The 25,300-nt window shown below is 61.9% G+C and carries 27 protein-coding genes; 9 read left to right on the top strand and 18 right to left on the bottom strand.

All coding sequences use genetic code 11. From position 1 onward, the window contains the following. Positions 1-11: 11 nt before the first annotated feature. Positions 12-353 carry an MGMT family protein gene (locus M5G18_RS25460; protein ID WP_011332761.1) on the bottom strand — a complete coding sequence of 114 codons (342 nt, stop codon included), beginning with the start codon at positions 351-353 and terminating at the stop codon, positions 12-14. A 176-nt stretch (positions 354-529) separates the two neighbouring features. On the opposite strand from M5G18_RS25460, the gene M5G18_RS25455 reads away from it, so the two are divergent. Further along, positions 530-1,537, top strand: coding sequence for a DUF481 domain-containing protein (locus M5G18_RS25455; protein WP_007954986.1), 1,008 nt, complete (start codon positions 530-532; stop codon positions 1,535-1,537). 118 nt (positions 1,538-1,655) lie between these two features. On the opposite strand, the gene M5G18_RS25450 is transcribed toward M5G18_RS25455, so the two are convergent. Next, a complete protein-coding gene (locus M5G18_RS25450; protein ID WP_002554837.1) occupies positions 1,656-1,865 on the bottom strand; it encodes a cold-shock protein in 210 nt (69 codons plus the stop codon). Positions 1,866-2,218: 353 nt separating this feature from the next. Between M5G18_RS25450 and dcd the strand changes: the two genes are divergently transcribed. Both dcd and M5G18_RS25440 read left to right on the top strand, forming a co-directional pair. Next, positions 2,219-2,785, top strand: a complete 567-nt coding sequence (gene dcd / locus M5G18_RS25445) for a dCTP deaminase (protein ID WP_007954988.1) — start codon at positions 2,219-2,221, stop codon at positions 2,783-2,785. Between the two features lie 106 nt (positions 2,786-2,891). Next, entirely contained in the window at positions 2,892-3,101 is a 210-nt protein-coding gene (locus M5G18_RS25440; protein WP_085697404.1) for a hypothetical protein, read from the top strand. 39 nt (positions 3,102-3,140) lie between these two features. Here the strand turns inward: M5G18_RS25440 and pdeM are convergent, their stop codons facing one another. The 11 genes from pdeM to M5G18_RS25385 all read right to left on the bottom strand — a co-directional run bounded on the left by pdeM (position 3,141) and on the right by M5G18_RS25385 (position 17,024). Then, complete coding sequence (gene pdeM / locus M5G18_RS25435; protein ID WP_273896450.1) at positions 3,141-3,797, bottom strand: ligase-associated DNA damage response endonuclease PdeM; 657 nt, start codon at positions 3,795-3,797, stop codon at positions 3,141-3,143. Further along, a complete protein-coding gene (locus M5G18_RS25430; protein ID WP_273896451.1) occupies positions 3,797-6,283 on the bottom strand; it encodes a ligase-associated DNA damage response DEXH box helicase in 2,487 nt (828 codons plus the stop codon). Before M5G18_RS25430 ends, pdeM begins: the two co-directional genes overlap by 1 nt. 59 nt (positions 6,284-6,342) lie before the next feature. Beyond that, positions 6,343-7,107, bottom strand: a complete 765-nt coding sequence (locus M5G18_RS25425) for an ABC transporter ATP-binding protein (RefSeq protein ID WP_007954993.1) — start codon at positions 7,105-7,107, stop codon at positions 6,343-6,345. 13 nt (positions 7,108-7,120) lie between these two features. After that, complete coding sequence (locus M5G18_RS25420; RefSeq protein ID WP_273896452.1) at positions 7,121-8,239, bottom strand: succinylglutamate desuccinylase/aspartoacylase family protein; 1,119 nt, start codon at positions 8,237-8,239, stop codon at positions 7,121-7,123. A 12-nt stretch (positions 8,240-8,251) separates the two neighbouring features. Next, complete coding sequence (locus M5G18_RS25415; RefSeq protein ID WP_007954996.1) at positions 8,252-8,962, bottom strand: ABC transporter permease; 711 nt, start codon at positions 8,960-8,962, stop codon at positions 8,252-8,254. Then, positions 8,959-9,687: an ABC transporter permease gene (locus tag M5G18_RS25410; protein ID WP_007955000.1), complete on the bottom strand. Its 729-nt coding sequence runs from the start codon at positions 9,685-9,687 to the stop codon at positions 8,959-8,961. Before M5G18_RS25410 ends, M5G18_RS25415 begins: the two co-directional genes overlap by 4 nt. A 56-nt stretch (positions 9,688-9,743) precedes the next feature. Next, positions 9,744-10,526 carry a transporter substrate-binding domain-containing protein gene (locus tag M5G18_RS25405; protein WP_007955002.1) on the bottom strand — a complete coding sequence of 261 codons (783 nt, stop codon included), beginning with the start codon at positions 10,524-10,526 and terminating at the stop codon, positions 9,744-9,746. Between the two features lie 228 nt (positions 10,527-10,754). Further along, complete coding sequence (locus M5G18_RS25400) at positions 10,755-12,443, bottom strand: ATP-dependent DNA ligase (protein ID WP_273896453.1); 1,689 nt, start codon at positions 12,441-12,443, stop codon at positions 10,755-10,757. Then, positions 12,440-13,474, bottom strand: a complete 1,035-nt coding sequence (locus M5G18_RS25395) for a ligase-associated DNA damage response exonuclease (protein ID WP_273896454.1) — start codon at positions 13,472-13,474, stop codon at positions 12,440-12,442. The genes M5G18_RS25400 and M5G18_RS25395 overlap by 4 nt, the downstream gene beginning before the upstream one ends. A 310-nt stretch (positions 13,475-13,784) precedes the next feature. Then, positions 13,785-16,235 carry a penicillin acylase family protein gene (locus tag M5G18_RS25390; protein WP_273896455.1) on the bottom strand — a complete coding sequence of 817 codons (2,451 nt, stop codon included), beginning with the start codon at positions 16,233-16,235 and terminating at the stop codon, positions 13,785-13,787. A 144-nt stretch (positions 16,236-16,379) separates the two neighbouring features. Next, a complete protein-coding gene (locus tag M5G18_RS25385; protein ID WP_273896456.1) occupies positions 16,380-17,024 on the bottom strand; it encodes a glutathione binding-like protein in 645 nt (214 codons plus the stop codon). Between the two features lie 147 nt (positions 17,025-17,171). Here M5G18_RS25385 and M5G18_RS25380 point away from each other — a divergent pair, with 147 nt between their 5' ends. Continuing rightward, positions 17,172-17,729: a cysteine hydrolase family protein gene (locus tag M5G18_RS25380; RefSeq protein ID WP_273896457.1), complete on the top strand. Its 558-nt coding sequence runs from the start codon at positions 17,172-17,174 to the stop codon at positions 17,727-17,729. A 147-nt stretch (positions 17,730-17,876) separates the two neighbouring features. Here the strand turns inward: M5G18_RS25380 and M5G18_RS25375 are convergent, their stop codons facing one another. The 4 genes from M5G18_RS25375 to M5G18_RS25360 are packed head-to-tail and all read right to left on the bottom strand — an operon-like array spanning position 17,877 to position 19,584. Continuing rightward, positions 17,877-18,083, bottom strand: coding sequence for an SEC-C metal-binding domain-containing protein (locus M5G18_RS25375; protein WP_007955014.1), 207 nt, complete (start codon positions 18,081-18,083; stop codon positions 17,877-17,879). A 5-nt stretch (positions 18,084-18,088) separates the two neighbouring features. Next, positions 18,089-18,574, bottom strand: coding sequence for an LEA/WHy family protein (locus tag M5G18_RS25370; RefSeq protein ID WP_273896458.1), 486 nt, complete (start codon positions 18,572-18,574; stop codon positions 18,089-18,091). 31 nt (positions 18,575-18,605) lie between these two features. Beyond that, a complete protein-coding gene (locus M5G18_RS25365; protein WP_273896459.1) occupies positions 18,606-19,082 on the bottom strand; it encodes a YchJ family protein in 477 nt (158 codons plus the stop codon). Positions 19,083-19,086: 4 nt separating this feature from the next. Further along, positions 19,087-19,584 carry a DUF6231 family protein gene (locus tag M5G18_RS25360; protein ID WP_011332778.1) on the bottom strand — a complete coding sequence of 166 codons (498 nt, stop codon included), beginning with the start codon at positions 19,582-19,584 and terminating at the stop codon, positions 19,087-19,089. A gap of 199 nt (positions 19,585-19,783) precedes the next feature. On the opposite strand from M5G18_RS25360, the gene M5G18_RS25355 reads away from it, so the two are divergent. The 4 genes from M5G18_RS25355 to M5G18_RS25340 all read left to right on the top strand — a co-directional run bounded on the left by M5G18_RS25355 (position 19,784) and on the right by M5G18_RS25340 (position 22,473). Further along, positions 19,784-20,479 (top strand): PA1041 family peptidoglycan-binding anchor lipoprotein, encoded by a 696-nt coding sequence (locus M5G18_RS25355; protein ID WP_007951999.1) that lies wholly within the window; start codon positions 19,784-19,786, stop codon positions 20,477-20,479. Between the two features lie 89 nt (positions 20,480-20,568). Next, complete coding sequence (locus tag M5G18_RS25350) at positions 20,569-21,291, top strand: PA1041 family peptidoglycan-binding anchor lipoprotein (protein ID WP_273896460.1); 723 nt, start codon at positions 20,569-20,571, stop codon at positions 21,289-21,291. 152 nt (positions 21,292-21,443) lie between these two features. Then, positions 21,444-21,722, top strand: a complete 279-nt coding sequence (locus tag M5G18_RS25345; RefSeq protein ID WP_039771353.1) for a DUF1145 domain-containing protein — start codon at positions 21,444-21,446, stop codon at positions 21,720-21,722. Then, entirely contained in the window at positions 21,715-22,473 is a 759-nt protein-coding gene (locus M5G18_RS25340) for a collagen-like protein (protein ID WP_273896461.1), read from the top strand. Before M5G18_RS25345 ends, M5G18_RS25340 begins: the two co-directional genes overlap by 8 nt. A 45-nt stretch (positions 22,474-22,518) precedes the next feature. Here M5G18_RS25340 and M5G18_RS25335 read toward each other — a convergent pair whose 3' ends face one another. Next, positions 22,519-22,983 carry a CopD family protein gene (locus M5G18_RS25335; protein WP_007952006.1) on the bottom strand — a complete coding sequence of 155 codons (465 nt, stop codon included), beginning with the start codon at positions 22,981-22,983 and terminating at the stop codon, positions 22,519-22,521. Between the two features lie 99 nt (positions 22,984-23,082). Between M5G18_RS25335 and dinG the strand changes: the two genes are divergently transcribed. Continuing rightward, positions 23,083-25,227 carry an ATP-dependent DNA helicase DinG gene (gene dinG, locus M5G18_RS25330; protein ID WP_007952008.1) on the top strand — a complete coding sequence of 715 codons (2,145 nt, stop codon included), beginning with the start codon at positions 23,083-23,085 and terminating at the stop codon, positions 25,225-25,227. Positions 25,228-25,300: the final 73 nt, after the last annotated feature.

Genomic DNA, 25,300 nt, shown 5'->3' with positions numbered 1-25,300 from the left:
AAGCGCGCACTCTAACCGCTGTGCTCTACCGGACGCCAGCCATGGCGCCGAATATCCACACGATTGTTCAGGACGGTGATGCCTTCCATGCGCAATCGTGCCCGCTGTTCGTCCCCGGACGGACTGCCCGCCGGCAGGCTGATCCGACCGCCGGCGCCGAGTACGCGGTGCCAGGGCAGCTTGGTGTCGCCGGGCAATTGGCTCAGGGTCCGGCCGACCCAGCGGGCGGCGCGCCCCAACCCCGCCAGTTCGGCCAACTGACCATAGCTGACGACTTTGCCCTCAGGCACTTGGGCGAGGGTGGAATAGAGTGCCGTGCGTCGGATTTGCGGATCGTTTTCGCAGGCATGCATCGGGTCTGTCACGTGCGCGGTTCCTGAACTTGATCGCGTTTTGTCCTTAAGCGTAATCGGTGGAGGGGCAATTGAGAAATGAACTCAACAGAAATAGCCGGGTCACTCCTTGTCAGGGAATTATTCCTACGGATAATGCCGACCCTTTTTCGCAAACTTGAGTCCCCGATTCGCTTATGTTGTCCAGAACTCTGCTGTGCCTTGCTGTCTTCAGTGCGTCCACACCCTTGCTTGCCGATACCGTCTGGTTGAAGAACGGTGACAAGCTGAGCGGCAAAATCACGCTGTTCGATGGTGGCAAGTTGCTGGTCCAGACCCAGTATGCGGGGGCCGTCACCATTGACTGGAAGCAGGTCAAGACCCTGGAGAGCGATCAGGAATTGCTGGTCAAGCAGGACGCCTACAACGGCGAGAAGGCCAAGTCGCTGAGCGCTGCAGAAGACGGCAAGGTCACCCTTGCCAATGGCGAAGCGCCGAAAACCGTGGAGCTGGCGAGCATTCAGCAGATCCTCAAGCCCAAGCCGGTGGTCGAGGATCTGGTGTGGAAGGGCAACGTCGACCTGGCGCTGGATTATCAGCGTGCGGAAAAGGATACCGACGATTACGACATCGGCTTCAAGACGTCCGCCCGTCATGGTCGCTGGCGGCACACCGCCGAGGGCGAGTACAACCGCGAAGTGCAGGACGACGTGACCACCACCGACAACTGGCGCGCCGAGTACGCACTCGACCGCTTCCTGACGGACAAGTGGTTCTGGCAGGGCCGTCTGAACTACAAACGCGATCACATCGAAGAGCTTGCGCGCCAGCGTGTGGTCGGTACCGGTCCGGGTTACCAGTTCTGGGATGACGAGCTGGGGGCGTTCTCCCTGGGCTCGCTGCTCAACCGCACCGACTACCAGTATCGCGATGGCAGCAAGGACAACTTCTATTCAGTCGCCATGAAATGGGACTACAACCGCTACCTGATCGGCAAGAAGGTCGAGTTCTTCACCAATGGCGAAGTCGGCAAGCCGCTGTCCGGCGTGGCCGATTATGCGCTGGATGCGGAAATGGGCCTGCGCTACAAGGTCACCGACTGGGCCTCGCTCAACCTCAAGGCCGAGCGCGACATCATCAGCGGCACCGAAGACGCAGACCTGAGCAAGACCCGCTACACCGCCGGCTTCGGCGTCGCCTGGTAAGCAACGCAAAAGATCGCAGCCTTCGCAGGCTGCGATCTTTTTTTACGCCCGGAAAAACAGACGCCCACAAAAAAGCCCCGCTTTTGAGGGCGGGGCCTTTTACTAAAGAAGCTACAAGTTAGATAACTTGTACTTCTTCAGCTTGCATGCCTTTCTGACCGCGGGTAGCGATGAAAGAAACCTGTTGGCCTTCTTTCAGGCTTTTGAAGCCGTCGGATTGGATAGCTTTGAAGTGAACGAACAGGTCGTCACCGGATTGTGGAGTGATGAAGCCGAAGCCTTTTTCATCGTTGAACCACTTAACGGTACCGGTTTGGCGATTAGACATGGTGTAACTCCTTGGACAAAGATAACTGCGACTCAGGAAGAACCCTGGCCGAGACTGAGTGCAAAGAGCAGGAAAAATTCTTGTAGATGGTTGGATCGAAATTCAACATATCGTGTAGAGATTCTCAGTGACACAAGCAGCACAGTGGCGCCACCTTAACCCTTTTTCCGGAACGTGCCAATGCTTCTTGCGAAGGTTTCTCTGTTTTAAGGATCGGCGGTGTGACGGTTCGTCGCCAGGCCGCGTAATTCCTGCACGTTCGGCGAGATTTGCAGCCCGGACTTTGAACCCGGCGGCGCGCCCGGTAAGATGCCGGACAGATTTTTTCCACCTCGCTATTCAGGACACCCGCCATGAGCATCAAATCGGACAAGTGGATTCGCCGCATGGCGCAGGAACACGGCATGATCGAGCCGTTCGTCGAGCGCCAGGTACGTGGCAGCGACGACAGCCGTGTGATCTCCTACGGTGTGTCGAGCTACGGCTACGATGTGCGTTGCACCAATCATTTCAAGGTGTTCACCAACATCAATTCGGCCATCGTCGATCCGAAAAACTTCGACGCCGGCAGCTTCGTCGACGTCCACAGCGACGTCTGCATCATTCCGCCGAACTCCTTCGCCCTGGCCACGACCGTTGAATACTTCCGTATTCCACGCAACGTCCTGACCATCTGCCTGGGCAAGAGCACCTACGCTCGCTGCGGCATCATCGTCAACGTCACCCCGCTCGAGCCCGAGTGGGAAGGCCAGGTGACCCTGGAGTTCTCGAACACCACCAACCTGCCGGCGAAGATCTACGCCAACGAAGGCGTGGCGCAGATGCTGTTCCTCGAATCCGACGAGGAATGTGAAGTCTCCTACAAGGACCGTGCCGGCAAGTACCAGGGCCAGCGTGGCGTGACCCTGCCTCGCACCTGATCCGTCCATCCGGCAGTTACCGGGAATTCTTCGGCGGGTAGACACTCTATGGGGTGTACTGCCCGTTTCGCGAACAGCGGGACGGGCCTTCGCCGAGGAGTGCTCCATGAAGATCGATCCGCAAATCACTGCCGAACTGGCAAGGCTCGAGCCCAATCAGGTTGGCGTATTGGCCTGGTCCTTGTTGGCACACCCGCCCATCGCCATGGCTGGCGGAATTCCTCACCAGCCCGATCCCGATACCCCCAACGAAGAACCGACCGAGCCCGGCGAACCTACGCTGCCGGACAAACCGCCACCTGCGCCCGTCGCTTGATTGACTGTATGGCCCGTCGGCTGAATCCTGAACAGGACTTCAGCCAACGGGCCATATTTCGTTGTCGCCGATGACAAAGATCCGACAGCTGTCTTCCTTCTCCACCGGGTAACCGCCGGTGAAGGCGCCAAACGCCGGCAGCAGACTGATGCGCTCTCCCAGCCTGAAACACGCCAGCCGCAAGCGCTGACGCCCCTTGCCGTTCAATCGATAAACCGGGTGGACGTGGCCTGCAAGCACGTGACGCTCAGGGTGCGGATAGGGTTCGTGCTGCAGCGCGAAAGGTCCAAGCAGCAACGGTTCCGGCACCACCCGAATGTTCAGCGTCTGCGGCGGATCACCGGCACGTTTATCGTGATTACCGCGAATCAACGTGATTGGCAGATCGGCGTGGCGTGAGCGCCACTCAGCCAAAACACTCAAAGTGCCCGGGGCATGCGAACCGGGCCCGTGCAGAAAGTCCCCAAGAAAGATCAGTTGCCGACACGGCAGTTTCGCCAGCAACTGCTCGATCACGTCGATGTTGCTCGCCGTGGTGCCCTGCGGCACCGGTTGGCCCATGCGACGGTAAGCGGCAGCCTTGCCAAAATGCACATCGGCAATCAGCAGCGCCTGTTGCGCCGGCCAGTACAGCGCCTTTTCCGGCAGCAGCCAGAGGTCTTCGCCTGCCAGACGCACGGGATAAGGCGCGATCATCAGGATTGGCCCTTGTCAGCGGTTTTCTCCAGATCGCCGACCATTCGGCGGATGCGGTCGGCGAGTTTTTCCGAACTCATGCTTTCGCGCATGCGTTCCACCAGCAATGGAAACCCGAGCGGTGTAGGACGTTTGATCAAATGTATGTCCAGTTTCATCCGGTTGATCCGCTCCAGCGTCTGTTCCAGTCGACGAATATCCAGTTCTTCCCGCAGGACTTCTTCCCCGGCCTGGGCCAGTAGCAGGTTGTCGGCGTCGTATTGTTTGAACACTTCGAAGAACAGCCCGCTGGAGGCCTGAACCTGACGGGTGCTTTTCGGTGCGCCGGGGTAACCGGCGAACACCAGACCGGCAATCCGCGCGATTTCCCGAAAACGCCGCAGCGCCAGCTCCCCCGCGTTGAGGCTGGCCAGCACATCCCTCAATAAGTCCTCGGGACTGAGCAGGGCATCATCCAGTTGCACGGACCAGTCAACGGGCGTGGCGCTGAGCAATTCCAGTCCGTAATCGTTGACCGCAATCGAGAAGGTCACCGGCAGGCGTTGACTGACCCGCCATGCCAGCAGGCTGGCCAGCCCCAGATGCACCTGACGTCCGGCAAACGGGTAGAGGAAAAGGTGCCAGCCTTCGCGGGACTTCAGCACTTCGGCCAGCAGATTGTTGACGCTCGGCAGGCCCGACCAGCGCATCTGCGTTTCCAGCAACGGTCGCAACGCCTGCATTTCCGGGCCGACAAATTCGCCGTGTGCCGCCGCGCTGAACCGGCTGACCACCGCTTCGGCCAATTCATTGGAGAGCGGCATGCGCCCGCCATTCCAGCGCGGTACAGCGGCTTTTTTCGCGGTGCTGCGTTTGACGTAAGCGGTCATGTTTTCCACCCGCACCAACTCCAGCAAGCGCCCGGCGAACAGGAAGCCATCGCCGGGCTTGAGGCGGGCGATGAAGCCTTCTTCTACGCTGCCCAGTTGCTTGCCGCCTCCGCCCTTGCTCCAGAATTTCAGGTGAATGCTGGCGTCGCTGACGATGGTGCCGATGCTCATCCGATGGCGGCGCGCCAACCGGGCATCGGGGACGCGCCAGATCCCGTGCTCATCCGGCTCGACCCGGCGGTAATCCGGGTACGCCGTCAGCGACATCCCGCCGTGGCGTACGAACGCCAGCGCCCAGGCCCAGTCCGCGAGCGTCAGGTCACGATAGGCCCAGGCGCCTCGGACTTCTTCGTACAGCTCATCGGGAACAAAGCCACCGCCCAAGGCCATGCTGACCAGATGCTGTACCAGCACATCCAGCGGTTTGTGCGGTGACAGTCGAGGTTCGATCCGCCGCTGTGCCACGGCATCGCGGGCGGCCGCGGCTTCGATCAGTTCCAGGCTGTGGGTCGGCACCAGGGTGACCCGAGAAGTTCTACCGGGCGCATGGCCCGAACGCCCGGCACGCTGCATCAGCCGCGCCACGCCTTTGGCCGAGCCAATCTGCAGCACCCGCTCCACGGGCAGGAAATCCACCCCCAGATCGAGACTTGAAGTGCAGACCACGGCTTTGAGTTGGCCATTCTTCAGCGCTTGCTCGACCCAGTCGCGGGTGTCGCGGGACAGCGAGCTGTGGTGCAGGGCGATCAACCCGGCCCAGTCCGGCCGCGCTTCCAGCAACGCCTGATACCAGATTTCCGATTGCGCCCGGGTATTGGTGAACACCAGGCTGCTGGCGCAAACGTCCAGTTCGGCAACCACCTGCGGCAACATCTTCAGACCGATATGTCCGGCCCAGGGAAAGCGTTCGATCGCCGGAGGGAGCAGGGTGTCGACCTTGAGCGACTTTTCGCTTTGCCCCTGAATACTGACGCCACCGCCCTGTGGGATCAGGACCTGTTCGGCGTGGGACTGATTGCCGAGCGTCGCGGAAACGCCCCAGACGATCAGCCCCGGCTGCCAGCGGCGCAACCGGGCGAGGGCCAGTTGCAATTGCACGCCGCGTTTGTTGCCGAGCAATTCGTGCCATTCATCCACCACGACCATGCGCAACGTCGACAGCGCCGTTTGCGCGTCGGCGCGGGCGAGCATCAGGGTCAGGCTTTCCGGGGTGGTGATCAGCGTAGTCGGCAGGCGCCTGTTCTGCCGGGCGCGCTCGCTGCTGCCGGTGTCGCCGGTGCGCAGGCCGACGCTCCAGGGAATCTGCAGATCGTCCAGCGGCGCTTGCAGGGCGCGCGCAGTGTCGGCGGCCAGCGCCCGCATCGGCGTGATCCACAAGACGGTCAGCGGTTCGGCGGGTGGTGGGCGTTTGCGAGTGGTTGCAGCAACAGGCCCGGAGCGGGCAAAGCGATTGAGCGCGGCAAACCACACAGCATACGTTTTACCGGCACCAGTGCTGGCGTGCAGCAGGCCGGATTCGCCACGTTTGACTGCCGCCCACACTTGTTTCTGAAAGGCGAACGGCTTCCAGTCGCGGGCGCTGAACCAGTGTTTGGCGAAGTCGGTGGAAGTGCCCATGCCGGCGACGTGTGCTCTGAAGGTGTTCCTTCAGTGACCGCGCCGGCCGGGCAATAGTTTTACTTGAGATTGCCGCTGAGGAATTGCTTCAGGCGTTCGCTTTTCGGATTGCCCAGCACTTCCTCCGGCGCACCTTCTTCTTCCACCAGCCCCTGATGCAGGAACAGCACCTGGCTCGAGACCTTGCGCGCAAAGCTCATTTCGTGGGTGACCATGATCATGGTCCGGCCTTCCTCGGCCAGGCCCTGAATCACCTTGAGCACTTCACCGACCAGCTCCGGGTCGAGCGCTGAAGTCGGTTCGTCGAACAGCATGACTTCCGGCTCCATGGCCAAGGCCCGGGCAATCGCCACCCGCTGTTGCTGGCCGCCGGAGAGGAACGCCGGGTACTGATCCGCCACCCGCGCCGGCAAACCGACCTTTTCCAGATAGCGTCGGGCGCGGTCGTCGGCTTCCTGCTTGCTGCAACCCAGCACCCGGCGCGGGGCCATGGTGATGTTTTCCAGCACGGTCATGTGGCTCCACAGGTTGAAGTGCTGGAACACCATCGCCAGCCGGGTGCGCAGGCGTTGCAGTTCATCGGCGTCGGCCACGTGCATGCCGTGGCGGTCGGTGACCATGCGGATCGCCTGGCCGTCGAGGCTCATCGCGCCGTCGTTGGGTTGTTCGAGAAAGTTGATGCAGCGCAAAAAGGTGCTTTTACCCGAGCCGCTGGCGCCGATCAGGCTGATCACGTCGCCGGTCTTGGCCTTGAGCGAGACGCCTTTGAGCACCTGATGGTCGCCATAGCTTTTGTGCAGGCCTTCAACGGTCAATTTGTACATGGGACAGGCATCCTCAAGGCGAAAGTAGATAGCCGCTGCGATAGGCTTCGGCGCCCGCGACGTGGGCGATCACCATCCCGGCGGTGGCCATGCGCCGCAGCGAGCGGGCATAGAGCAGACCGGAAGCGGTGCAATGGACTGGCGTGACCCGGTCGCTGATCGGGTCGATGATTTCGGCGATTTTCTGCCCGGCTTCCAGCCACTGGCCGGGCGTGGCGCTGTACACCAGCAGCCCGCCGACGGGAGTAGCCACAGGTTCCACGCCGGCCAGCGGTGTGGCGGGATGTGGCAGGGCCGGCAAGGCTTTGGGTTCGCCGACGATCGCGCCGAAATGGATCAGGTAATCGATCAGCGCCTGACAATCGCGACTGGCCAGCGGATGGGTGACATCCCCCTGGCCACGCAACTCGACGGTGACCGAGAAACTGCCGAGCGGAATGTCGAAGTGTTCGCCGAAGCGCTCCTTCAATTGCCACCACAGCAGGGTGAAGCACTCGTCGAACGACTGGCCGCCGGAATCGGTTGCCAACAGGCTCGCCTGGGATTCGATATAACGCGCCAGCGGCTCGACCTGCGGCCAGGCCTCGGGCGTGGTGTAGAGGTGAACCACGGATTCGAAATCGCAATGCAGGTCGAGCACCATGTCCGCATCGCAGGCCAGCCGTTGCAGGGTCAGGCGCTGGGATTGCAGCTGAGTCGTGGCAGTGTGGCGGGCGAGGGCGTTGCGCAGGCTGGACCGGATCAGCTCAAGGTTGCGCTGCGGGTCGTCGCACAGCTGCGCTTCGATTTCGTTGCCGATTTCTTCGCTGAGGTCGACGAACCAGCGGTTGAAGTTCTGCCCGCTCTCCAGTTCGTAGCGGCCCAGCGGCACGTCCATCAGCACCTGTTCGAGGCCGACCGGGTTGGCCACCGGCACCAGCACGATTTCGCTGCGCAGGCGCCCGGCGGCTTCCAGCTCCGCCAGGCGCTGCTTGAGGTGCCAGGCCACGAGCATGCCGGGCAGTTCGTCGGCGTGCAGCGAGGACTGGATGTAGATCTTGCCCTGGGCCTTGTCCGGGCCGAAGTGAAAGCTGTGGATCTGTCGTGCGGTCCCCGGCAGCGGGGCGCGCAGGTCGTGTATCTGGTGGCGCATCTCAAAAGGGTCCTAGTGGGTCGGGCCAAGGAAGGCCAGCCATCGGCGTTCGGCAAGGCGGAACAGGCCGACCAGCGCAAAGGTTATCGTCAGGTAGATCAGCGCGGCGATGCCGAACGACTGGAAGGTCAGGAAGGTCGCCGAGTTGGCGTCCCGCGCGACTTTCAGGATGTCGGGGATGGTCGCGGTGAAAGCCACGGTGGTCGAGTGCAGCATCAGGATCACTTCGTTGCTGTAGTACGGCAACGAACGACGCAGCGCCGACGGCATGATCACGTAGGCATACAGCTTCCAGCCGGTCAGGCCGTAGGCCTTGGCCGCTTCGACTTCACCGTGGTTCATGCTGCGGATCGCCCCGGCGAAAATCTCCGTGGTGTAGGCGCAGGTGTTGAGGGCGAAGGCCAGGATCGTGCAGTTCATCGCATCGCGGAAGAAACTGTCGAGCACCGGTTGCGCGCGCACGGCGGCCAGGCTGTAGATCCCGGTGTAGCAGATCAGCAACTGGATATAGAGCGGCGTGCCACGGAACAGGTAGGTGTAGAACTGCACCGGCCAGCGAATGTAGAAGTGCGGCGAGACCCGGGCGATCGACAGCGGAATCGACACGAGGAAACCGAAGAAGATCGAGGCGCTGAGCAGCCACATCGTCATCGCAAGGCCAGTGATGTTCTGGCCGTCGGTATAAAGGAAGGCTTTCCAGTATTCCTGCAGGAGTTCGATCATCGTACGGCCTCCCGGGCACCGGCGGCGTAGCGGCGTTCGAGCCAGCGCAGGATGATGTTCGAGGCACTGGTGATCAGCAGGTAAATCAGCGCGGCGAGAACCAGGAAGTAGAACAGTTGATAGGTGCTTTTACCGGCGTCCTGCGCGGCCTTGACCAGATCGGCCAGTCCGATGATCGAAACCAGCGCGGTGGCCTTGAGCATCACCATCCAGTTGTTGCCGATGCCTGGCAGTGCGAAGCGCATCATTTGCGGGAACACCACGAAACGAAAGCGCTGGCCGCGCTTGAGGCCATAGGCAGTGGCGGCTTCTACCTGACCGCGCGGCACGGCGAGAATCGCCCCGCGAAAGGTTTCAGTGAAGTACGCGCCATAAATGAAGCCCAGGGTCAGGACCCCGGCGCTGAACGGGTCGATCTCGATGTATTCCCATTCCAGGTAATCGGTGAGCGTCGTCAGCCAGGTTTGCAGGCTGTAGAAGATCAGCAGCATCAGCACCAGGTCCGGCACCCCGCGAATCAGCGTGGTGTAGAGCTGGGCGGGCAGGCGCAGCAGTTTGACTTTTGACAGCTTGGCACTGGCGCCGAGCAGGCCGAGCAACACGGCCACCAGCAGCGACAACGCCGACAATTTGATGGTCATCCAGGTGCCTTCCAACAGCAAAGGGCCAAAACCCTTGAGGCTGAAGGCGGAGAGCCCCAGATTTTGTAAGAGGTTTTCGAACATAAATCAGCAACCTGACTGAATGAAAAAGGCGCCCATCGAGGATGGGCGCCGGGGCATTATTTGCCGCTGTACAGATTCAGATCGCCAAAGTGTTTCTTTTGAATCTCGGCGTATTTGCCATCATCGTGTAACGCTTTGATACCTTTATCCAAAAGCGCTTTCAGCTCGGTGTTACCTTTCTTAATACCGACAGCGGTCTTGGCTGGCAGCAAGTGGTTGTCGACCGGTTCGCTGACGGCATAGTCGGCGCCCTGTGGCGACTTCAAAAAGCCCAGTTCGGCCTGCAACATGTCCTGAATGCCCGCATCGAGACGGCCAGAGGTCAGGTCGGAATACACCTGGTCCTGATTCTGATAGGCCTGGGTTTTCACGCCGGCCTTGTCCAGCACGGCTTTGGCATAGGCTTCCTGGATGGTGCCTTGCTCGTAACCGACGGTTTTGCCTTTCAGCGAGGCGACGTCGTCGGTGATGCCCGAACCTTTTTTCGACACGTATGCAGTCGGGCCGGAGAACAGCTCGCTGGAGAAGTCGATGACTTTTTCGCGGGCTTCGGTAACGGTCATCGACGAGATCACGCCGTCGAATTTATTGGCCTTGAGGCCCGGAATCATACCGTCGAAGTCACTTTCGACCCATTTGCACTTGACCTTCAGCTCGGCGCAGATCGCGTTGCCCAGATCGATGTCGAAGCCAACCAGGCTGCCGTCTGCCGCTTTCGACTCGAACGGTGCGTAGGAAGGGTCAACGCCAAACCGCAGTTCTTTGTATTCCTTGGCCAGCGCGGAGCCGGCGGCCATGCACAACGCCAGTGCAGAAAGGGTCAGCAATGCTTTTTTCATTATTCAATCCCTAAGAACCAATATGAGCGCTTGTGGCGCGGAATGATTGTTACTGGAGCGCTTACGACTTATAGAAAGTAGCAATTTCCGAACCAGAGTCCCGAACAAGTGTTTTAAAAGGTGTAGGAAGTGCATGCCGGGGCCCGTCAGTGCACGAAAACGGGCGCGCCGGAAATGCTGCACCAGGTTGGTTCGGTGCAGGGATTTCCGGGCGTCAGGGGAAGGGGATCAGACCAACAGGTTTTGCAAGGTCGCCAGGCTGTCGGCCTCGTCCACGGTCTTGTCCTGGCGCCAGCGCAGCATGCGCGGGAAGCGCACGGCGATGCCGCTCTTGTGCCGACGGGAGAGGGCGATGCCTTCGAAGCCCAGTTCGAATACCAGGCTGGGGGTCACGCTGCTGACCGGGCCGAATTTTTCCACGGTGGTCTTGCGCACGATGCTGTCGACTTCGCGCATTTCCGCGTCGGTCAGTCCGGAATAGGCTTTGGCGAAGGGCACCAGCGCCCGCGCACTGGAACCGGGCGGGCCGTCCCACACCGCAAAGGTGTAATCGCTGTAAAGGCTGGCGCGGCGACCATGCCCGCGCTGGGCGTAGATCAACACCGCGTCGACACTGAACGGGTCGACCTTCCATTTCCACCACACGCCCATGTCCTTGGTCCGACCGACGCCGTACATCGCGTCCCGGGCCTTGAGCATCATGCCTTCGACCCCGAGGCGCCTGGAGGCTTCGCGCTGGCGGGCGAGGTCGAACCAGTCGTCACCCGTCAGAACCGGCGAAGGCAACAGCACCGGGTTGTTGCAGCGGGCGATGACGTGTTCCAGTTGTTCACGACGCTTGGCTTGGGGCTGGTTGCGCCAGTCTTCGCCCTGCCATTCCAGCAAGTCGTAGGCGAGTACCACCACCGGCGCGTCTTCAAGGATTTTCCGGTCCAGCGACTTGCGACCGATCCGTTGCTGCAACAGCGCGAACGGTTGCACCGCCGGGGCTTCTGTCGACTGCGGATCGAACGCGTCTTCGGTGACCGGGCGCTGGTTTTTCCACACCACGATCTCGCCGTCGATCACCGTGCCGTCGGGCAATCCGTGCACCAGCGTGTCGAGTTCGGGAAAACGTTCGGTGACCAGTTCTTCGCCCCGGGACCAGATCCACAGTTTCCCGTCGCGCTTGACCACTTGCGCGCGAATGCCATCCCACTTCCATTCCACCTGCCAGTTGCTTGCAGGCCCGAGCAGCGCGTCGAAGGTTTCCACCGGCTGCGCCAACGCGTGGGCGAGGAAGAACGGGTAGGGCTGGCCGCCGCGCTGGGCGTGCTCGTCGCTGGATTCAGGGGCGATCAGTTTCAGGTAACTGGCGGCGTTCGGCCGGTTGGACAGGTCGGTATAACCCACCAATCGTTGCGCCACGCGTTTGCTGTCGAGCCCGGCCATGGAAGCCAGGGCGCGGGTCACCAGCAGTTTGGACACGCCGACCCGGAAACTGCCGGTGATCAGTTTGATGCACAGCATCAGGCTCGGCCGATCCAGTTGCGCCCACAATGCGGGTAACTGATGGGCGAGGTATTCCGGGGTTTCACCGCGAAGGGGCAGCAGTTTGTCTTCGATCCATTCGGCGAGCCCGGCCTCTGAGGTGTGCGGGTGTTCCGGCAGCACCAGCGAGATGGTTTCCGCCAGATCGCCGACCGCTTGATAGCTCTCCTCGAACAGCCACGGTGCCAGCCCGGACACTTCTACCGCCAGATCCCGCAGAATCCGCACCGGCACCAGTTGCCGAGGCCGGCCACCGGACAAAAAGTACACCGCCCACGCGGCATCCTGCGGTTGCGCCTGGGCGAAATAGGTTTGCATGGCCGCCAGTTTGGCGTTGCTGGAGGTGGTGGCGTCGAGTTCGGCGTACAACCCGGCGAAGTCTTTCATGGTTGCACCTCGGCCATCGCAGGCGTGGCGCTGGAAAGCTCTTCTTCATCGTCACCGTATTCGGTGTTGAAACCTTGTGCGTCCAGCCCTTTTTCGCGCAGATGGCGCACCAGCACGCCAATCGAGCCGTGGGTAACCATCACCCGTTCAGCGCCGGTCTGTTCGATGGCCCACAACAGGCCGGGCCAGTCGGCGTGATCCGAAAGTACGAAACCGCGATCGACCCCGCGCCGCCGACGGGTGCCACGCAAGCGCATCCAGCCGCTGGCGAAGCTGTCGCTGTAATCGCCGAACCGGCGCATCCAGCTGCTGCCGCCGGCCGAAGGCGGGGCGATGACCAGCGCCTGGCGCATCATCGGGTCGTTCTTCTTCACATCGCCGGCGTAGAGGGTTGGCGGCAGGTAGACGCCGGCCTCGCGGTAGACCCGGTTCAGCGGCTCGACCGCACCGTGGCTGAGGATCGGCCCGAGGGTTTCGTCGATGCCGTGGAGAATTCGCTGGGCCTTGCCGAACGAATAGCAGAACAGCACGCTGGCCTTGCCGGCCTCGATGTTGCCCTGCCACCACTGATTGATCTCGGCGAACACCTGCGCCTGCGGCTGCCAGCGGTAGATCGGCAGGCCGAAGGTCGATTCGGTGATGAAGGTGTGGCAGCGCACCGGTTCGAACGGCGCGCAGGTGCCGTCGGGTTCGATCTTGTAATCGCCGGACGCGACCCAGACTTCGCCGCCGTATTCCAGCCGCACCTGAGCCGAGCCGAGCACATGGCCGGCGGGATGAAAACTTAAGGTCACACCGTGATGGGTCAGGCGCTGGCCGTAGTCGAGGGTTTGCAGGTTGATGTCCTGGCCCAGACGCGCGCGCAGAATTCCTTCGCCGGCGCTGGCGGCCAGGTAATGCTGGTTGCCGCCACGGGCATGATCGCCGTGGGCATGGGTGATCACCGAGCGCTCGACGGGCCGCCACGGGTCAATGTAGAAATCCCCGGCGGGGCAGTAGAGGCCTTCGGGGCGGGCGATAACAAGGTCCATGGCGTTACCGGAATGGAGGGACTTGTTAGCTATGAGGTTGGCGCGAAGTCAGAAGTTCTATTGATTTTGCGCTGGGAGCGAAGAATTTGGCTGGCGGGAAAATCCAGCCCTCACCCCAGCCCTCTCCCGGGGGGAGAGGGAGCCTACGGAGGTGTCTGGCGAGGTACATCGACCTGTGAAATCGAGTCGATTATGGATTCGGTGACGCACTATCAGGTCGATGTAAGGCTGAAGCATCCCCCGATCAGTCCCCTCTCCCTAAGGGAGAGGGTTAGGGTGAGGGGGCTTTTGATCTTTTGGGGAGTAGCGCCTATTTCCCGGGAGTCAGCGTCAACCGCGTCTTGCCATACACCCGGTCAAAGTTCTGCGGCTGCATCGGCAAGCCGATGTACTGGCCCTTCAGCCAAGGATCGATGCCGTTCAGGTAGTTCGGGCTCACCGGATTCCCGGATTGTCCCGTCCCGTTCTGCCCCATCAGCGGTTCGCTCTGACCGAAGTCGACGATAAAGCGCATCGACGGCGCACGCGTGGTGTTGAAGTCCTGGCCCCAGGCAAACGCCGCCGTGTTGAGGGTGGTGTGGTCACCGCCCGCCGCGATCAGGCCGCGAACGGTCTGGCCGTTGGCATTCTTCCACTCGTAACGGTGCAGTTTGCCCCACTGCCAGGCCCGACGGTCGCCGCCCAGCTGACTGTCGCCGGCGCTGATCGCTGCCGCCAGACTGCGGGCGAGGATCGCCGGTTTGTCTTCTTTTTGCGAGGTGCGGGCGTCGTCCCAGAACGGGCTGTCTTCGCGGCCCAGCAAGTGATCGGCCTGGGCGGCGTAGGACAGATCGCCGTTGGCGATAAACGCTTTCCACGCCGGGCTGCCTTGCGGGCCGAGCTCGTCGAGGAAGATCTGCTTCATGCTTTCCTGCAGGAACAGCTCGTAGATCGCCGCATCGGCGGAAGTCGGGCTGAGCTTGCCGTCGAAGGCCATCAAGCGGGTATAGGCCTCGCGCGCCTTGCTGCGCTCGGCTTCCGGCAAGGCGTCGATCGCCTGTTTCAGCGGCTGCGCCATGCCCGGCGCTTCAAACATTTTCTTCAGTTTGGCGGCGAAGGTGGTGGTCTGGTCGTACTGCATGGCGATCACGCTGCGACCGTCATGTTTGCCGCTGCCGGCCAGTTCGGCCAGGCGCTCGCCACGCTCCGGCGCTGCCCAGGAATTGGACAGTTGCATGCCGTAGCCATGGGGGATGACCCGCTGGTTGGCGGTGCCGAGCCAGCCCTGGGCCGGGTCCTGATCGTAGGGGTGCAGCATCGGGTCTGCGTAACCGTCCCAATCGTATCGACCTTCCCAGCCCGGCGACGGCAGCAGGCCTTCACCTTCACGGCGGTTCGGGAAACGCCCGGTGACTTGCCAGCCAATGTTGCTGGCGTCGGCAAACACCAGATTCAGCGCGATGGCACGGATTTCCCGGCTGGCGTCCGAGGCGCGTTCAACATTCTGGGCGCGGCTCAGATCGAAAAACGCATCGAGGGATTTGTCGTCGGTGAAGCTCGGCGTCTGCAAGGCCAGGCCGAAGCCTGCGCCCTGAGCGGCAGCCTGGGTGCTGTTGAGCAGCGCGCCATGGCGGGTTTCGTACACCGCTTCGCGAATCGGCCGCTGGCCTTTGACGAAGTAGGTTTCGTTGCGCACCGCAACCGGTTGCCACTTGCCGTTGACCTCGTAGGTCAGGCTGCTGCCCTGACGACGGATTTTTTCCAGGAACAGGTCCTGGTTATCGCCGAGCACACTGGTCAGGCTCCACGCCACCTTTCCGTTGAAACCGCCGAGCACCATCGGCAGACCGGCCACGGTCACGCCGGCGGCCTGGTATTTCGGCGCGCGGATCTGCACGAAACTCCACAGCGACGGCGCGGCCAGCGGGCCATGGCTGTCGCTGGCCAGCAGGCTTTTGCCGCTACGGCTGCGTTGCGGGGCGATGGCCCAGTTGTTCGACGACTGAGTGCCCAGCAGGTTGAGTGCGGCCAGTTGTTCGCTGGCGTTGCTCAGCTCCGTCAGCCCCGGAATCTGCCCGTTGAGCTTGATGCCTTGCAGCTTGTCGGCTTCGGCCAGCGGCAGGTTTTCGTCGGGAGCGGACGGAGTCAGCCACGCCAGTTTGTCGTTGGTCACGGTCTGCGCCAGCACCAGCGAAGCGATTTCTTCCGGCAGGTTGGCCGACTGGCTGAAGTTCAGCAGGCAGAAGATCAGCGCCGAATCTTCCGGTTTCCAGTATTCAGGCTTGTAGCCGCTGGAGGCGAGATCCCCCGGCAGTTTGTCGGCGTAGCGGAACAGGTAGGCGTTGACGCCCCGGGCATAGACCTCGAAGAAGCGTTTGAGCCGTGGCGACGAAGCCTTGTACAGCTCGCCGGCGCTTTTCTTCAGGTTGACGGCGCGCATGTAGCGGTCGGCGTCGAGCATCGACGAACCGGACATTTCCGCCAGACGGCCCTGAGCCAGCAGGCGCAGGGTGACCATCTGATTGATCCGGTCGCTGGCGTGCACGTAACCGAGGGCGAACAGTGCGTCGTGGAAGCTGTTGCTTTCGATCAGCGGCATGCCCATGGCATTGCGGCGTACCGAAACGTTCTGCGCCAGGCCCTTGAGCGGCTGCACACCCGAGGTCGGCGGGAGGGTGTCCTGGGCGTTCCAGGTCTGACAACCGGTCAGGCTCAGAACACCGGCCACTGCTGCGGCAACGCCGAACCGGGGAAGAAAATGTGAAAGGGCTGGCGAGGCCATGGCAAAGCTCCTGCGGGGGTGTAGAGGCTGGGGGCGCAATAAAGCCGCTACGTTAGTGAGCAGGAGGGGGCCGCGCAAGCGGGGCGAGCGGTTATTTCTTCCCGTTGATCGTTCCCGCGCACGGGAACGATCAGGCCGGGTGACTCAAGCCTTCGGCGGATTGATCTTCTGCACCAGCGCGTAGGCCTTCACGGTCGCCGGGCGATCCTTGATGCGGTTGAACCAGCGCTGCACGTTCGGGAAGTCTTCCAGGTTCTGGCTCTGCCACTTGTGCGAGACGATCCACGGGTAGATCGCCATGTCGGCGATGCTGTATTCGCTGCCGGCGACGAACTCGTTGTTGGCCAGTTGCTTGTCCAGCACCCCGTACAGACGCGCGGTTTCATCGATGTAGCGCTTGATCGCGTAGGGGATTTTTTCCGGCGCGAACTGGCTGAAATGATGGTTCTGCCCGGCCATCGGCCCCAGCCCGCCCATTTGCCAGAACAACCATTGCAGCGCCACCTGGCGGCCACGCAGATCCTTGGGCAGGAACTTGCCGGTCTTTTCCGCGAGGTACAGCAGGATCGCCCCAGATTCGAACAGCGACAACGGCTCGCCGCCATCGGCCGGCTCATGATCGACGATGGCCGGGATGCGGTTGTTCGGTGCGATTTTCAGAAAGTGCGGCTGGAACTGCTCGCCCTGGCTGATATTGATCGGGTGCACGTCGTAGCGCAGGCCCGCTTCTTCGAGGAACAGGGAAATCTTGTGGCCGTTGGGCGTGGTCCAGTAATACAGGTCGATCATGGAAAGCTCCAAATCAGGAAAATGGCTTACGTGCGGACAGCAAACGCCGGCTTCAGGTTGTCCTGTGTGCGTTCGATAGCTTGCTTAGTCACAGGAGGTGATGCTCAAGTACGGAAAATTCAATAACCCCGCGTGAGAAAAATCGCCATGGAGCTCAAGGCCAACGCTGCACTGATCATCATCGACCAGCAAAAAGGCATTCTGGAACCGCGTCTGGGGCGGCGGAATAATCCGTCGGCCGAGGAGCGGATTCTTGATTTGCTGGGCTTCTGGCGGCGCAGCGGGCGGCCGGTGATCCACGTGCAGCACCTCTCGCGCTCGCCGGAATCAGTGTTCTGGCCAGAGCAGTCAGGGGTGGATTTTCAGGAAAGGTTTTTGCCGCAGGAAGGCGAGTGGCTGATCCAGAAGCAGGTACCGGATGCGTTTTGTGCGACAGGGCTTGAGGCGAAGTTGCGTGAGTCGGGGATCGGGCAGTTGATCATTGTCGGCGTGGCCACCAACAACTCGGTGGAATCCACGGCACGCACGGCGGGCAATCTGGGGTTTGACGCGTGGGTGGCGGAGGATGCGTGCTTTACCTTCGACAAGGCCGATTATTTCGGCACGTTGCGTTCGGCAGAGGAGGTGCATGCGATGTCGCTGGGGAACTTGCACGGGGAGTATGCGACGGTGGTCAGCAGTGCCGAGATTCTCGGGGCAGCCTGATACTGATCGGGGAATGCGCCGGCCTCATCGCTGGCAAGCCAGCTCCCACATTCGACCGAGTTGCTCCTGATGGAGCGCGATCCCTTGTGGGAGCGAGCTTGCTCGCGATGGCGGTGTGTCAGGCAAAGAAGATAATTGCCTGAAAGATCAAGCGCCGTGGCACTTCTTGAATTTCTTGCCGTTGCCGCATGGGCAAGGGTCGTTGCGGCCAACGTCTTTCAGGGCGTTGCGCACCGGTTCCTGGTGGGCGTGGCCGCAGTTCGGGCCGTGGACATGGCCATGGTCGTGATCATGGTGGTGATGGTCATGATCGTGGTTGCAGTCTGGGCCATGGACATGAGGTTGCTGGGTCATCGGGGTCACTCCGTAATCAAATCGGCGGGGATTATCACGCCATTGCGCGCCAGGTGCACGTAGTGAGCGATGAATAAACCGGTTTCCATCTCGCCCTCCAGTCGGTAGGGAATCTGCTGGTGCGGGTTTTTCAGCATTTTCACCACGTCTTTCACCTTCGGCCACAGGTTGGTACGGATCGGCACGTTGTAAAACGCGCTGCTTTTGGGGTTCACCGTGATCCAGTGTTCGTGCTCGCCTTCGGCCAGCAGCATATCGGCAAGATGTATGCGGTATTCCAGCCCGCGCACGGTCAGGTCGCTGTCGTTGGGGTTGTCGATGCGAAAGTGCAGGATGAATTTCTGTTCCAGCAACTTGGCGCGCACCACTTCGACTTTCACCAGGTGCACGGCGGGATCGAGAGAGTCGTCGCTGAACCACGACGCACAGCCGCCGAGCCCCAGAAACACGAGCAGTGAAAAGACCTGAAATGCGCGCCAATGACCGAGCATGGTTTAACTCCCTTTGCTGCCCAGTCTAGCTTCAGCTGCCGAAATACCCCGCGCAGCATTTCTTGAACTTCTGGCCGCTGGCGCACGGGCAGGCGTCGTTGCGGCCCAGCTTCAGTTGCACGGTCGGGTCGATGAAGTACCAGCGCCCGGTGTTCTGCACGAACGAGGAGCGCTCGCGGTGGCTGTGCTCGCCCTGACCGTCATGCCAGCGCGCGGTGAACGTGACGAACGCGTGCTCCGGCTGGCCGCCGAGCACTTCCGAACTTTCCACGTCCAGACCGAGCCACGTGCTCGAAGCGCTCCAGTCGCTGATCGACTGGCGATCCAGCCCCGCTTGCTGAGCGGGCAGGGTCGTGGCCACCAGATAATCGATCAGACCCAGCACATAGGCGCTGTAGCGCGAGCGCATCAAGGCCTCGGCGCACGGGGCCGGGTGGCCGGCGTGATAGTGACCGCAGCAGGCATCCAGCAGGTTGCCGCTGCCGCAAGGGCAAATGGCTGTACTCATTGCATTACCACCAGTATTTCCCGAAGTTTTCCGGATTGGCCCAGAACCGCGAGTTGAGCCAGTCGGGGACTTGTTTGTAGTCAAGCAGATCGTAGGTGAACAGGGTCAGCACCTGCTCGTCCCGGGCGAAGCGTTCGCTGGCTTGCAGGGCCAGGGAATAAAAATCGGTTTCCTGCCAGCCGCTGGCCGGCAAATCCGCCAATACGGCGATGCGGCTGGCGTTGAGGTTGCGGATCCCGCCCAGCAGATTCAGGCCGTCGCGCTTGGGCAAATGTTCCAGGCAGTCGACCACCAGCGCCAGGTCGAAACGGCGCGCCGCCAGTTCCGCCGGCAACGCACCGGGCGCGGCGTGCGCGACGCAGGTGTCCGGGTGCGCTTCCTTAAAGGCAGCCAGCGCCGGGAACTCACTGGCGCCGATCAGCAGCAGACGTGCCGGGGCATAGCGGTCGAGCAGGGCGGCCAGTGCCTGCTGCGGCGTGCGGGAAGAAATGGCGACGTTCATCGAAGCTCCTCAATCAGAGCGCCAAGACTAGCCTGCCCGGACGCCAAGGCCTAGATCTCTGTCTCGCGGGTTTTCGGCAAATTCGTCGAAGTCCCGTGAACAGGCGCACAAACAGCAATGGCCTATTGCTGGCGGAGATTAAAACTCCGGTCTTTACTCCCTGAATCGGTTCTAAGCCGATCCCTCAGGAGAAAACTAGATGAGCATAGTTCGGACAGCATTACCCTTGGTTCTGCTAACCAGTGTGTTGACTGGTTGCGCAGGTTTGCAGAAAACCGACTGGCCGACCTGTGCGGCAGTCGGTGGTGTCGTCGGTGCGGGTCTCGGTGCAACCGAAAGCTCCGCATGGGCGGGGTATGGCGCGTTACTCGTCGGCGGTACGGCAGCAGCCTATTGCTGGGTTCACGGTGATGGCGATGAAGACGGCGATGGTGTGCCGGACAGTCGCGACAAGTGCCCGGGCACGCCTAAAGGCGTACAGGTCGATGCTGACGGCTGCCCTCCACCAGCCCCTGCGCCAGTGGTCGAAGAAGCTGTAGTGGTCAAGGAAGAAACCATTGTCATCCGCGATGTTCACTTCCAGTTCGACAAGGCCACGCTGACCCCGGCCGACAAACTGGTCCTGGATAAAGTTGCCACGCGCCTGAAACAGGAAACCAGTACCGCTCAACTGACCGTGACCGGCCACACCGACAGCGTCGGCAGCGATGCCTACAACCAGAAACTGTCGGATCGCCGCGCGCACTCGGTGGTCAAGTACCTGGTCGAAAGCGGCGTACCGCAAAGCAGCTTCGTGTCGGTGACCGGTGCCGGTGAAAGCCAGCCGGTGGCAGACAACAAAACTGCGGACGGTCGCGCGCTGAACCGTCGTACCGAAATCAAAATCAACCGCTAGCCCCCTCGCATCCGCGGCTTGTGCAGTCGCGGATGCGGGTCTTTACTCCTGTGTAACCGGTATGGGCCGGTGACACAGGAGCTTTAACGATGAGTGTTCTTACAAGGTCCGTCTTGCCGGTTCTGCTGCTGGGCAGCCTGTTGACCGGTTGCGCCACCCACAGCGATGGCACCGCTCCCCTCAATCAACGTACCTGGCCGATCTGCAGCCTTATTGGCGGACTGGTCGGCGGCGGTCTCGGCGCGCTCGAAAGTGGCGGCTGGGCCGGCGGCGGCGCTGCGCTGGGGATCCTCACCGGCGGATTGATCTGCTATGCCCAGGATGGCGATGAAGACGACGACGGCGTGTTCGACCGCCGCGACCGTTGCCCCGATACCCCGGCCAACACCCCGGTCGACCACCGTGGCTGTCCGCTGCCGCAATATCCGGCTACCGAGAAACCCGCCGAACCGGCCCCGCAAACTGAAGTCATCACCCTTAACGACGCCGGTAACGTGCTGTTCGACTTCGACAAGTCCGATCTGAAACCGGCCGCGAAAAGCCAGCTGGATACGTTGATGGACAAACTGCGCAATGCCGATGTGGTGAGCATCAAGGTCATCGGCCACACCGACAGCAAAGGTTCGGATGCCTACAATCAGGCGCTCTCTGAACGTCGCGCCAGCAGCGTGGCGGAGTATTTGCTGAGCCAGGGCCTGGCGCCGAGCAAACTCACCAGTGAAGGGCGCGGCGAAAGTGAACCGGTCGCCGATAACAACACGGACGAGGGGCGTGCGCAGAACCGTCGGGTGGAACTGCACATCAATCGTTAGGATGAGTCTGTAGTCCGCAGGCTAGAGCTGTCGGTCGTCGAACCGGCAGCCATCCGGCGGCGGTCCGGTTTTTTTCATTTTCCCCTCTGGCTTATCCCCTGCAGAAGCCGTTACTGTGCGCCCAAAGAATAATTCGCAACACGGGGGAGCGTATGAAGGTGTTCTGTGGGCTGGGGCGATTGTTGACCCTGCTGTTCTGCTGCGTGGTGCTGGCCAATCAGCTGGTGCCGTTTGTTCATCCGCTGCACTTGCTGGTCAATCTGGCCGGCGGTCTGTTGCTGGCGATCCACGTGCTCGAAGTGCTGCTGTGCAACCGCAGCCTCAAGGGCCGTCCGCACCCCTGGCGTGATCGTGGCCGCATCCTGTTGTTCGGCGTATTCCACCTGCAAACCATCCCGGCCCCGGCCGCTCCGGAGGCTTCCCATGCGTAAACTCTGCCTGCTCGCTGCATTCATCAGTCCCCTGGCCTGCGCCCAGGTGGTCAGCGTCGAAACCAACTCGCTGATGCGTCTGCCGAACACCGCCAGCACTCTGCAACTGGAGAAACTGGTGGTCGCCGATTACGGCACTTTGCTGATTCCTTCGAACGTGACCGAGCTGAGTGTCGGCGAATTGCAGCTCGGCCACGAAGCGCGTATCGCCATCGTGCCGGGCGAACAGGCGCTGAATCTGAAAGTCATCCGCGCCGAGCTTGCCGAAGGCAGCCGGATCACCGCCCGTGGCGCGCCTGGAACGTATGAAAAAGCCGCCCGCGCCGGACGCAATCTGAATTTGCAGTTCAAGGCGTTGAATGCGCCGAAACTGGTGGTCGATGCCCGTGGCGGCACCGGTGCGCCGGGTTTTGTCGGTCTTGATGGCGCCAACGGTCAGGAGCCGGGTTGCACCTGGGGTCAGGCGGGACACGGTTTTGATGGCAGCAACGGCAGCGATGGCCAGCCGGGTGCACCGGGCGCACTGGTGCGTCTTGAAGTGCCGCGCGAGTTTCCAGCCGAGCTGATCAAGGTTGAAGTCGCCGGCGGTGCCGGTGGCCCGGCCGGTCCTGGCGGCAAGCCGGGGGCGGGTGGCAAGTCCAAGGGCTGCCTGGTCTATCGCGCCGATGGCGGCAAGAGCGGCAAGCCGGGCGCCGACGGACAGCCGGGGCCTGCGGGTGCGGCGGGTTCTGTCACCGTACAGCGGTTGTAATCTGTCACCTGATCGCTCCCGCGCGGTGCGCGGGAGCGAACACGCTCAAATCATCGGCCGCGCAGCAGCCACCGCCACCAGCACCACCCCGACCAGCAGATTGAACCCCACCACCTTGCGAATCCGCCCCAGCACTGCCGCACCCGCCGGCCAGTCCTTCGCCTGCACCGCCGTACGCAGTTCCGGCAGCATCAACGCCTGAATCCGGATGAACAGCGCGGTCATCACCACATACAACCCCATCATCACCTGCACATAACGCGGCGCGTTGTCGAAGGCGATGTGTTGCAGATGCAGCATGCCCACCCCGGTGACCGGCAGCAGAATCACCGCCCCCCACACCCAACGAAAAAAACCTTGAAACACTTCCACCCAGAGCGTCAGGCGCCCGGGACCGTCCAGTGCCTTCATCGCCGCGGGGCGCAGCACCATCCAGGCGAAAAACATACCGCCGACCCACACCAGCGCGGCCAGTACATGGATGGGGTAAACGAGGCTAAAAGGTGTCATTGGGGTACTCCGATCTGCGCAGGATTGATTAGCGGGGTATGATAGCGGCCGATCCGAACCACTGAAAATTTATCCAGCGTTTTTTGCGCCCGACACTCAATGATCAGCACTGAACTCAAAACCACGATCCAGGGCGCTTATTCGCGTTTTCTAGAGGCCAAGAGCCTCAAACCGCGTTACGGCCAGCGCCTGATGATCGCTGAAGTCGCCAAGGTCCTCGGGGATATCGACACCGACGACGAAGGCCGGCGCAGTGGCGACCCCGCGATTGTCGCGGTGGAAGCCGGCACCGGTACCGGCAAGACCGTGGCCTACAGCCTGGCGGCGATCCCGACGGCCAAACTGGCCGGCAAACGCCTGGTGATCGCCACCGCCACCGTCGCCCTGCAAGAGCAGATCGTCTACAAGGATTTGCCCGACCTGATGCGCAACAGCGGGCTGAACTTCAGCTTCGCCCTGGCCAAGGGCCGTGGCCGCTACATGTGCCTTTCCAAGCTCGACATGCTGTTGCAGGAAGGCCATGCGCAGACCGCCACCGCGCAGCTGTTCGAAGAAGAAGGCTTCAAGATCGAGGTCGATGAGGCCAGCCAGAAGCTGTTCACCAGCATGATCGAGAAGCTCGCCGGCAATAAATGGGACGGCGACCGCGACAGCTGGCCCAACGCGCTGGAAGACGCCGACTGGGCGCGCCTGACCACCGATCACAGCCAGTGCACCAACCGTCATTGCCCGAACTTCGGCCAGTGCGCCTTCTACAAGGCCCGCGAAGGCATGGGCAAGGTCGACGTGATCGTCACCAACCACGACATGGTGCTGGCCGACCTGGCACTGGGCGGCGGGGCAGTCTTGCCCGATCCGCGCGACACCATTTATGTGTTCGACGAAGGACACCACCTGCCGGACAAGGCCATCGGCCACTTCGCCCATTACACGCGCCTGCGCTCCACCGCCGACTGGCTGGAAACCACCGCCAAGAACCTCACCAAGCTGCTGGCCCAGCACCCGTTGCCGGGCGACCTCGGCAAGCTGATCGAGCAGGTGCCGGAGCTGGCGCGGGAGATCAAGACCCAGCAGCAGTTCATGTTCACCGCTTGCGAACAGATCGCCGACTTCAAGCCCGGCGAAGATGTCGAAGGCCGCGAGCGTCCGCGTCATCGCTTCATCGGCGGGGTGATTCCGGAACACATGCGTGAGATGGGCATCGAGCTGAAAAAAGGCTTCGCCCGCCTCAATGACCTGTTCACCCGCCTGACCGATTTGCTCAAGGAAGGCATGGACGGCGAGGTCAACATCGGCATCGCCAGCAATCAGGCCGAAGAATGGTATCCACTGTTCGGCAGCCTGTTGTCCCGTGCCTCCGGCAACTGGGAACTGTGGACCGCGTTCACCGCCGAAGACCCGGAAGACAACCCGCCGATGGCCCGCTGGCTGACCCTGGCCGAAAGCGGTTCGCTGTTCGACATCGAGGTCAACGCCAGCCCGATCCTCGCCGCCGAAACCCTGCGCCGCAGCCTGTGGAACGTGGCCTACGGCTGTCTGGTGACCTCGGCGACCTTGACCGCCCTCGGCACGTTCGACCGCTTCCGCATGCGTGCCGGCCTGCCGAAAAAAGCCGTCACTGCCGTGGTGCCGAGCCCGTTCCATCACGCCGATGCCGGCGTGTTGCGAGTGCCGGACCTGAAGGCCGACCCACGCGATGCCGCCGCCCACACTGCCGCGATCATCCGTGATCTGCCGGAACTGGTCGAAGGCTCGCGCGGCAGTCTGGTGCTGTTCTCGTCGCGCAAACAGATGCAGGACGTGTTCGACGGCCTCGACCGCGACTGGCGCAAGCAAGTGTTCATTCAAGGCAACCTGTCGAAACAGGAAACCCTGAACAAGCACAAGGCGCGGGTCGATGGCGGCGATTCCAGCGTGCTGTTCGGCCTCGCCAGTTTTGCTGAAGGCGTGGACTTGCCGGGCGCCTACTGCGAGCACGTGGTGATCGCCAAGATCCCGTTCTCGGTGCCGGACGATCCGGTCGAAGCCGCACTGTCGGAATGGATCGAAGCCCGGGGCGGTAATCCGTTCATGGAAATCTCGGTGCCCGATGCCTCGCTGAAGCTGGTCCAGGCCTGCGGTCGTCTGCTGCGCACCGAAGAAGACCGCGGCACCATCACCTTGCTGGATCGGCGGCTGGTCACCCAGCGCTACGGCAAGGCGATCCTCAATGCGTTGCCTCCTTTCCGTCGTGAAATATCCTGAGACATCGGTGGGCAGTTTTGCCCGCCGCGCTGTCTATCTCTCTGCTATTGCTTTTCCATTGGCCCTCGTGGGT

The organism is Pseudomonas aphyarum (genome assembly GCF_028657055.1).
GTDB lineage: Bacteria > Pseudomonadota > Gammaproteobacteria > Pseudomonadales > Pseudomonadaceae > Aquipseudomonas > Aquipseudomonas aphyarum.
The sequence above is the reverse complement of the archived record's forward strand: the minus strand, read 5'-3'. Positions and strand labels throughout refer to the sequence as shown.

Excerpts from the sequence above, each read along its gene's own strand:
- M5G18_RS25345 (WP_039771353.1), top strand. The coding sequence starts at position 21,444 with ATGAAGGTGTTCTGTGGGCTGGGGCGATTGTTGACCCTGCTGTTCTGC.
- M5G18_RS25375 (WP_007955014.1), bottom strand. The coding sequence starts at position 18,083 with ATGACCCAGCAACCTCATGTCCATGGCCCAGACTGCAACCACGATCAT.
- dcd (WP_007954988.1), top strand. The coding sequence starts at position 2,219 with ATGAGCATCAAATCGGACAAGTGGATTCGCCGCATGGCGCAGGAACAC.
- M5G18_RS25405 (WP_007955002.1), bottom strand. The coding sequence starts at position 10,526 with ATGAAAAAAGCATTGCTGACCCTTTCTGCACTGGCGTTGTGCATGGCC.
- M5G18_RS25380 (WP_273896457.1), top strand. The coding sequence starts at position 17,172 with ATGGAGCTCAAGGCCAACGCTGCACTGATCATCATCGACCAGCAAAAA.
- M5G18_RS25425 (WP_007954993.1), bottom strand. The coding sequence starts at position 7,107 with ATGTACAAATTGACCGTTGAAGGCCTGCACAAAAGCTATGGCGACCAT.
- M5G18_RS25335 (WP_007952006.1), bottom strand. The coding sequence starts at position 22,983 with ATGACACCTTTTAGCCTCGTTTACCCCATCCATGTACTGGCCGCGCTG.
- M5G18_RS25420 (WP_273896452.1), bottom strand. The coding sequence starts at position 8,239 with ATGCGCCACCAGATACACGACCTGCGCGCCCCGCTGCCGGGGACCGCA.
- M5G18_RS25430 (WP_273896451.1), bottom strand. The coding sequence starts at position 6,283 with ATGGGCACTTCCACCGACTTCGCCAAACACTGGTTCAGCGCCCGCGAC.
- M5G18_RS25370 (WP_273896458.1), bottom strand. The coding sequence starts at position 18,574 with ATGCTCGGTCATTGGCGCGCATTTCAGGTCTTTTCACTGCTCGTGTTT.
- M5G18_RS25395 (WP_273896454.1), bottom strand. The coding sequence starts at position 13,474 with ATGGACCTTGTTATCGCCCGCCCCGAAGGCCTCTACTGCCCCGCCGGG.
- M5G18_RS25385 (WP_273896456.1), bottom strand. The coding sequence starts at position 17,024 with ATGATCGACCTGTATTACTGGACCACGCCCAACGGCCACAAGATTTCC.
- M5G18_RS25365 (WP_273896459.1), bottom strand. The coding sequence starts at position 19,082 with ATGAGTACAGCCATTTGCCCTTGCGGCAGCGGCAACCTGCTGGATGCC.
- pdeM (WP_273896450.1), bottom strand. The coding sequence starts at position 3,797 with ATGATCGCGCCTTATCCCGTGCGTCTGGCAGGCGAAGACCTCTGGCTG.
- M5G18_RS25415 (WP_007954996.1), bottom strand. The coding sequence starts at position 8,962 with ATGATCGAACTCCTGCAGGAATACTGGAAAGCCTTCCTTTATACCGAC.
- M5G18_RS25360 (WP_011332778.1), bottom strand. The coding sequence starts at position 19,584 with ATGAACGTCGCCATTTCTTCCCGCACGCCGCAGCAGGCACTGGCCGCC.
- M5G18_RS25450 (WP_002554837.1), bottom strand. The coding sequence starts at position 1,865 with ATGTCTAATCGCCAAACCGGTACCGTTAAGTGGTTCAACGATGAAAAA.
- M5G18_RS25440 (WP_085697404.1), top strand. The coding sequence starts at position 2,892 with ATGAAGATCGATCCGCAAATCACTGCCGAACTGGCAAGGCTCGAGCCC.
- M5G18_RS25355 (WP_007951999.1), top strand. The coding sequence starts at position 19,784 with ATGAGCATAGTTCGGACAGCATTACCCTTGGTTCTGCTAACCAGTGTG.
- M5G18_RS25410 (WP_007955000.1), bottom strand. The coding sequence starts at position 9,687 with ATGTTCGAAAACCTCTTACAAAATCTGGGGCTCTCCGCCTTCAGCCTC.
- M5G18_RS25460 (WP_011332761.1), bottom strand. The coding sequence starts at position 353 with ATGCATGCCTGCGAAAACGATCCGCAAATCCGACGCACGGCACTCTAT.
- M5G18_RS25340 (WP_273896461.1), top strand. The coding sequence starts at position 21,715 with ATGCGTAAACTCTGCCTGCTCGCTGCATTCATCAGTCCCCTGGCCTGC.
- M5G18_RS25400 (WP_273896453.1), bottom strand. The coding sequence starts at position 12,443 with ATGAAAGACTTCGCCGGGTTGTACGCCGAACTCGACGCCACCACCTCC.
- M5G18_RS25390 (WP_273896455.1), bottom strand. The coding sequence starts at position 16,235 with ATGGCCTCGCCAGCCCTTTCACATTTTCTTCCCCGGTTCGGCGTTGCC.
- M5G18_RS25350 (WP_273896460.1), top strand. The coding sequence starts at position 20,569 with ATGAGTGTTCTTACAAGGTCCGTCTTGCCGGTTCTGCTGCTGGGCAGC.
- dinG (WP_007952008.1), top strand. The coding sequence starts at position 23,083 with ATGATCAGCACTGAACTCAAAACCACGATCCAGGGCGCTTATTCGCGT.
- M5G18_RS25455 (WP_007954986.1), top strand. The coding sequence starts at position 530 with ATGTTGTCCAGAACTCTGCTGTGCCTTGCTGTCTTCAGTGCGTCCACA.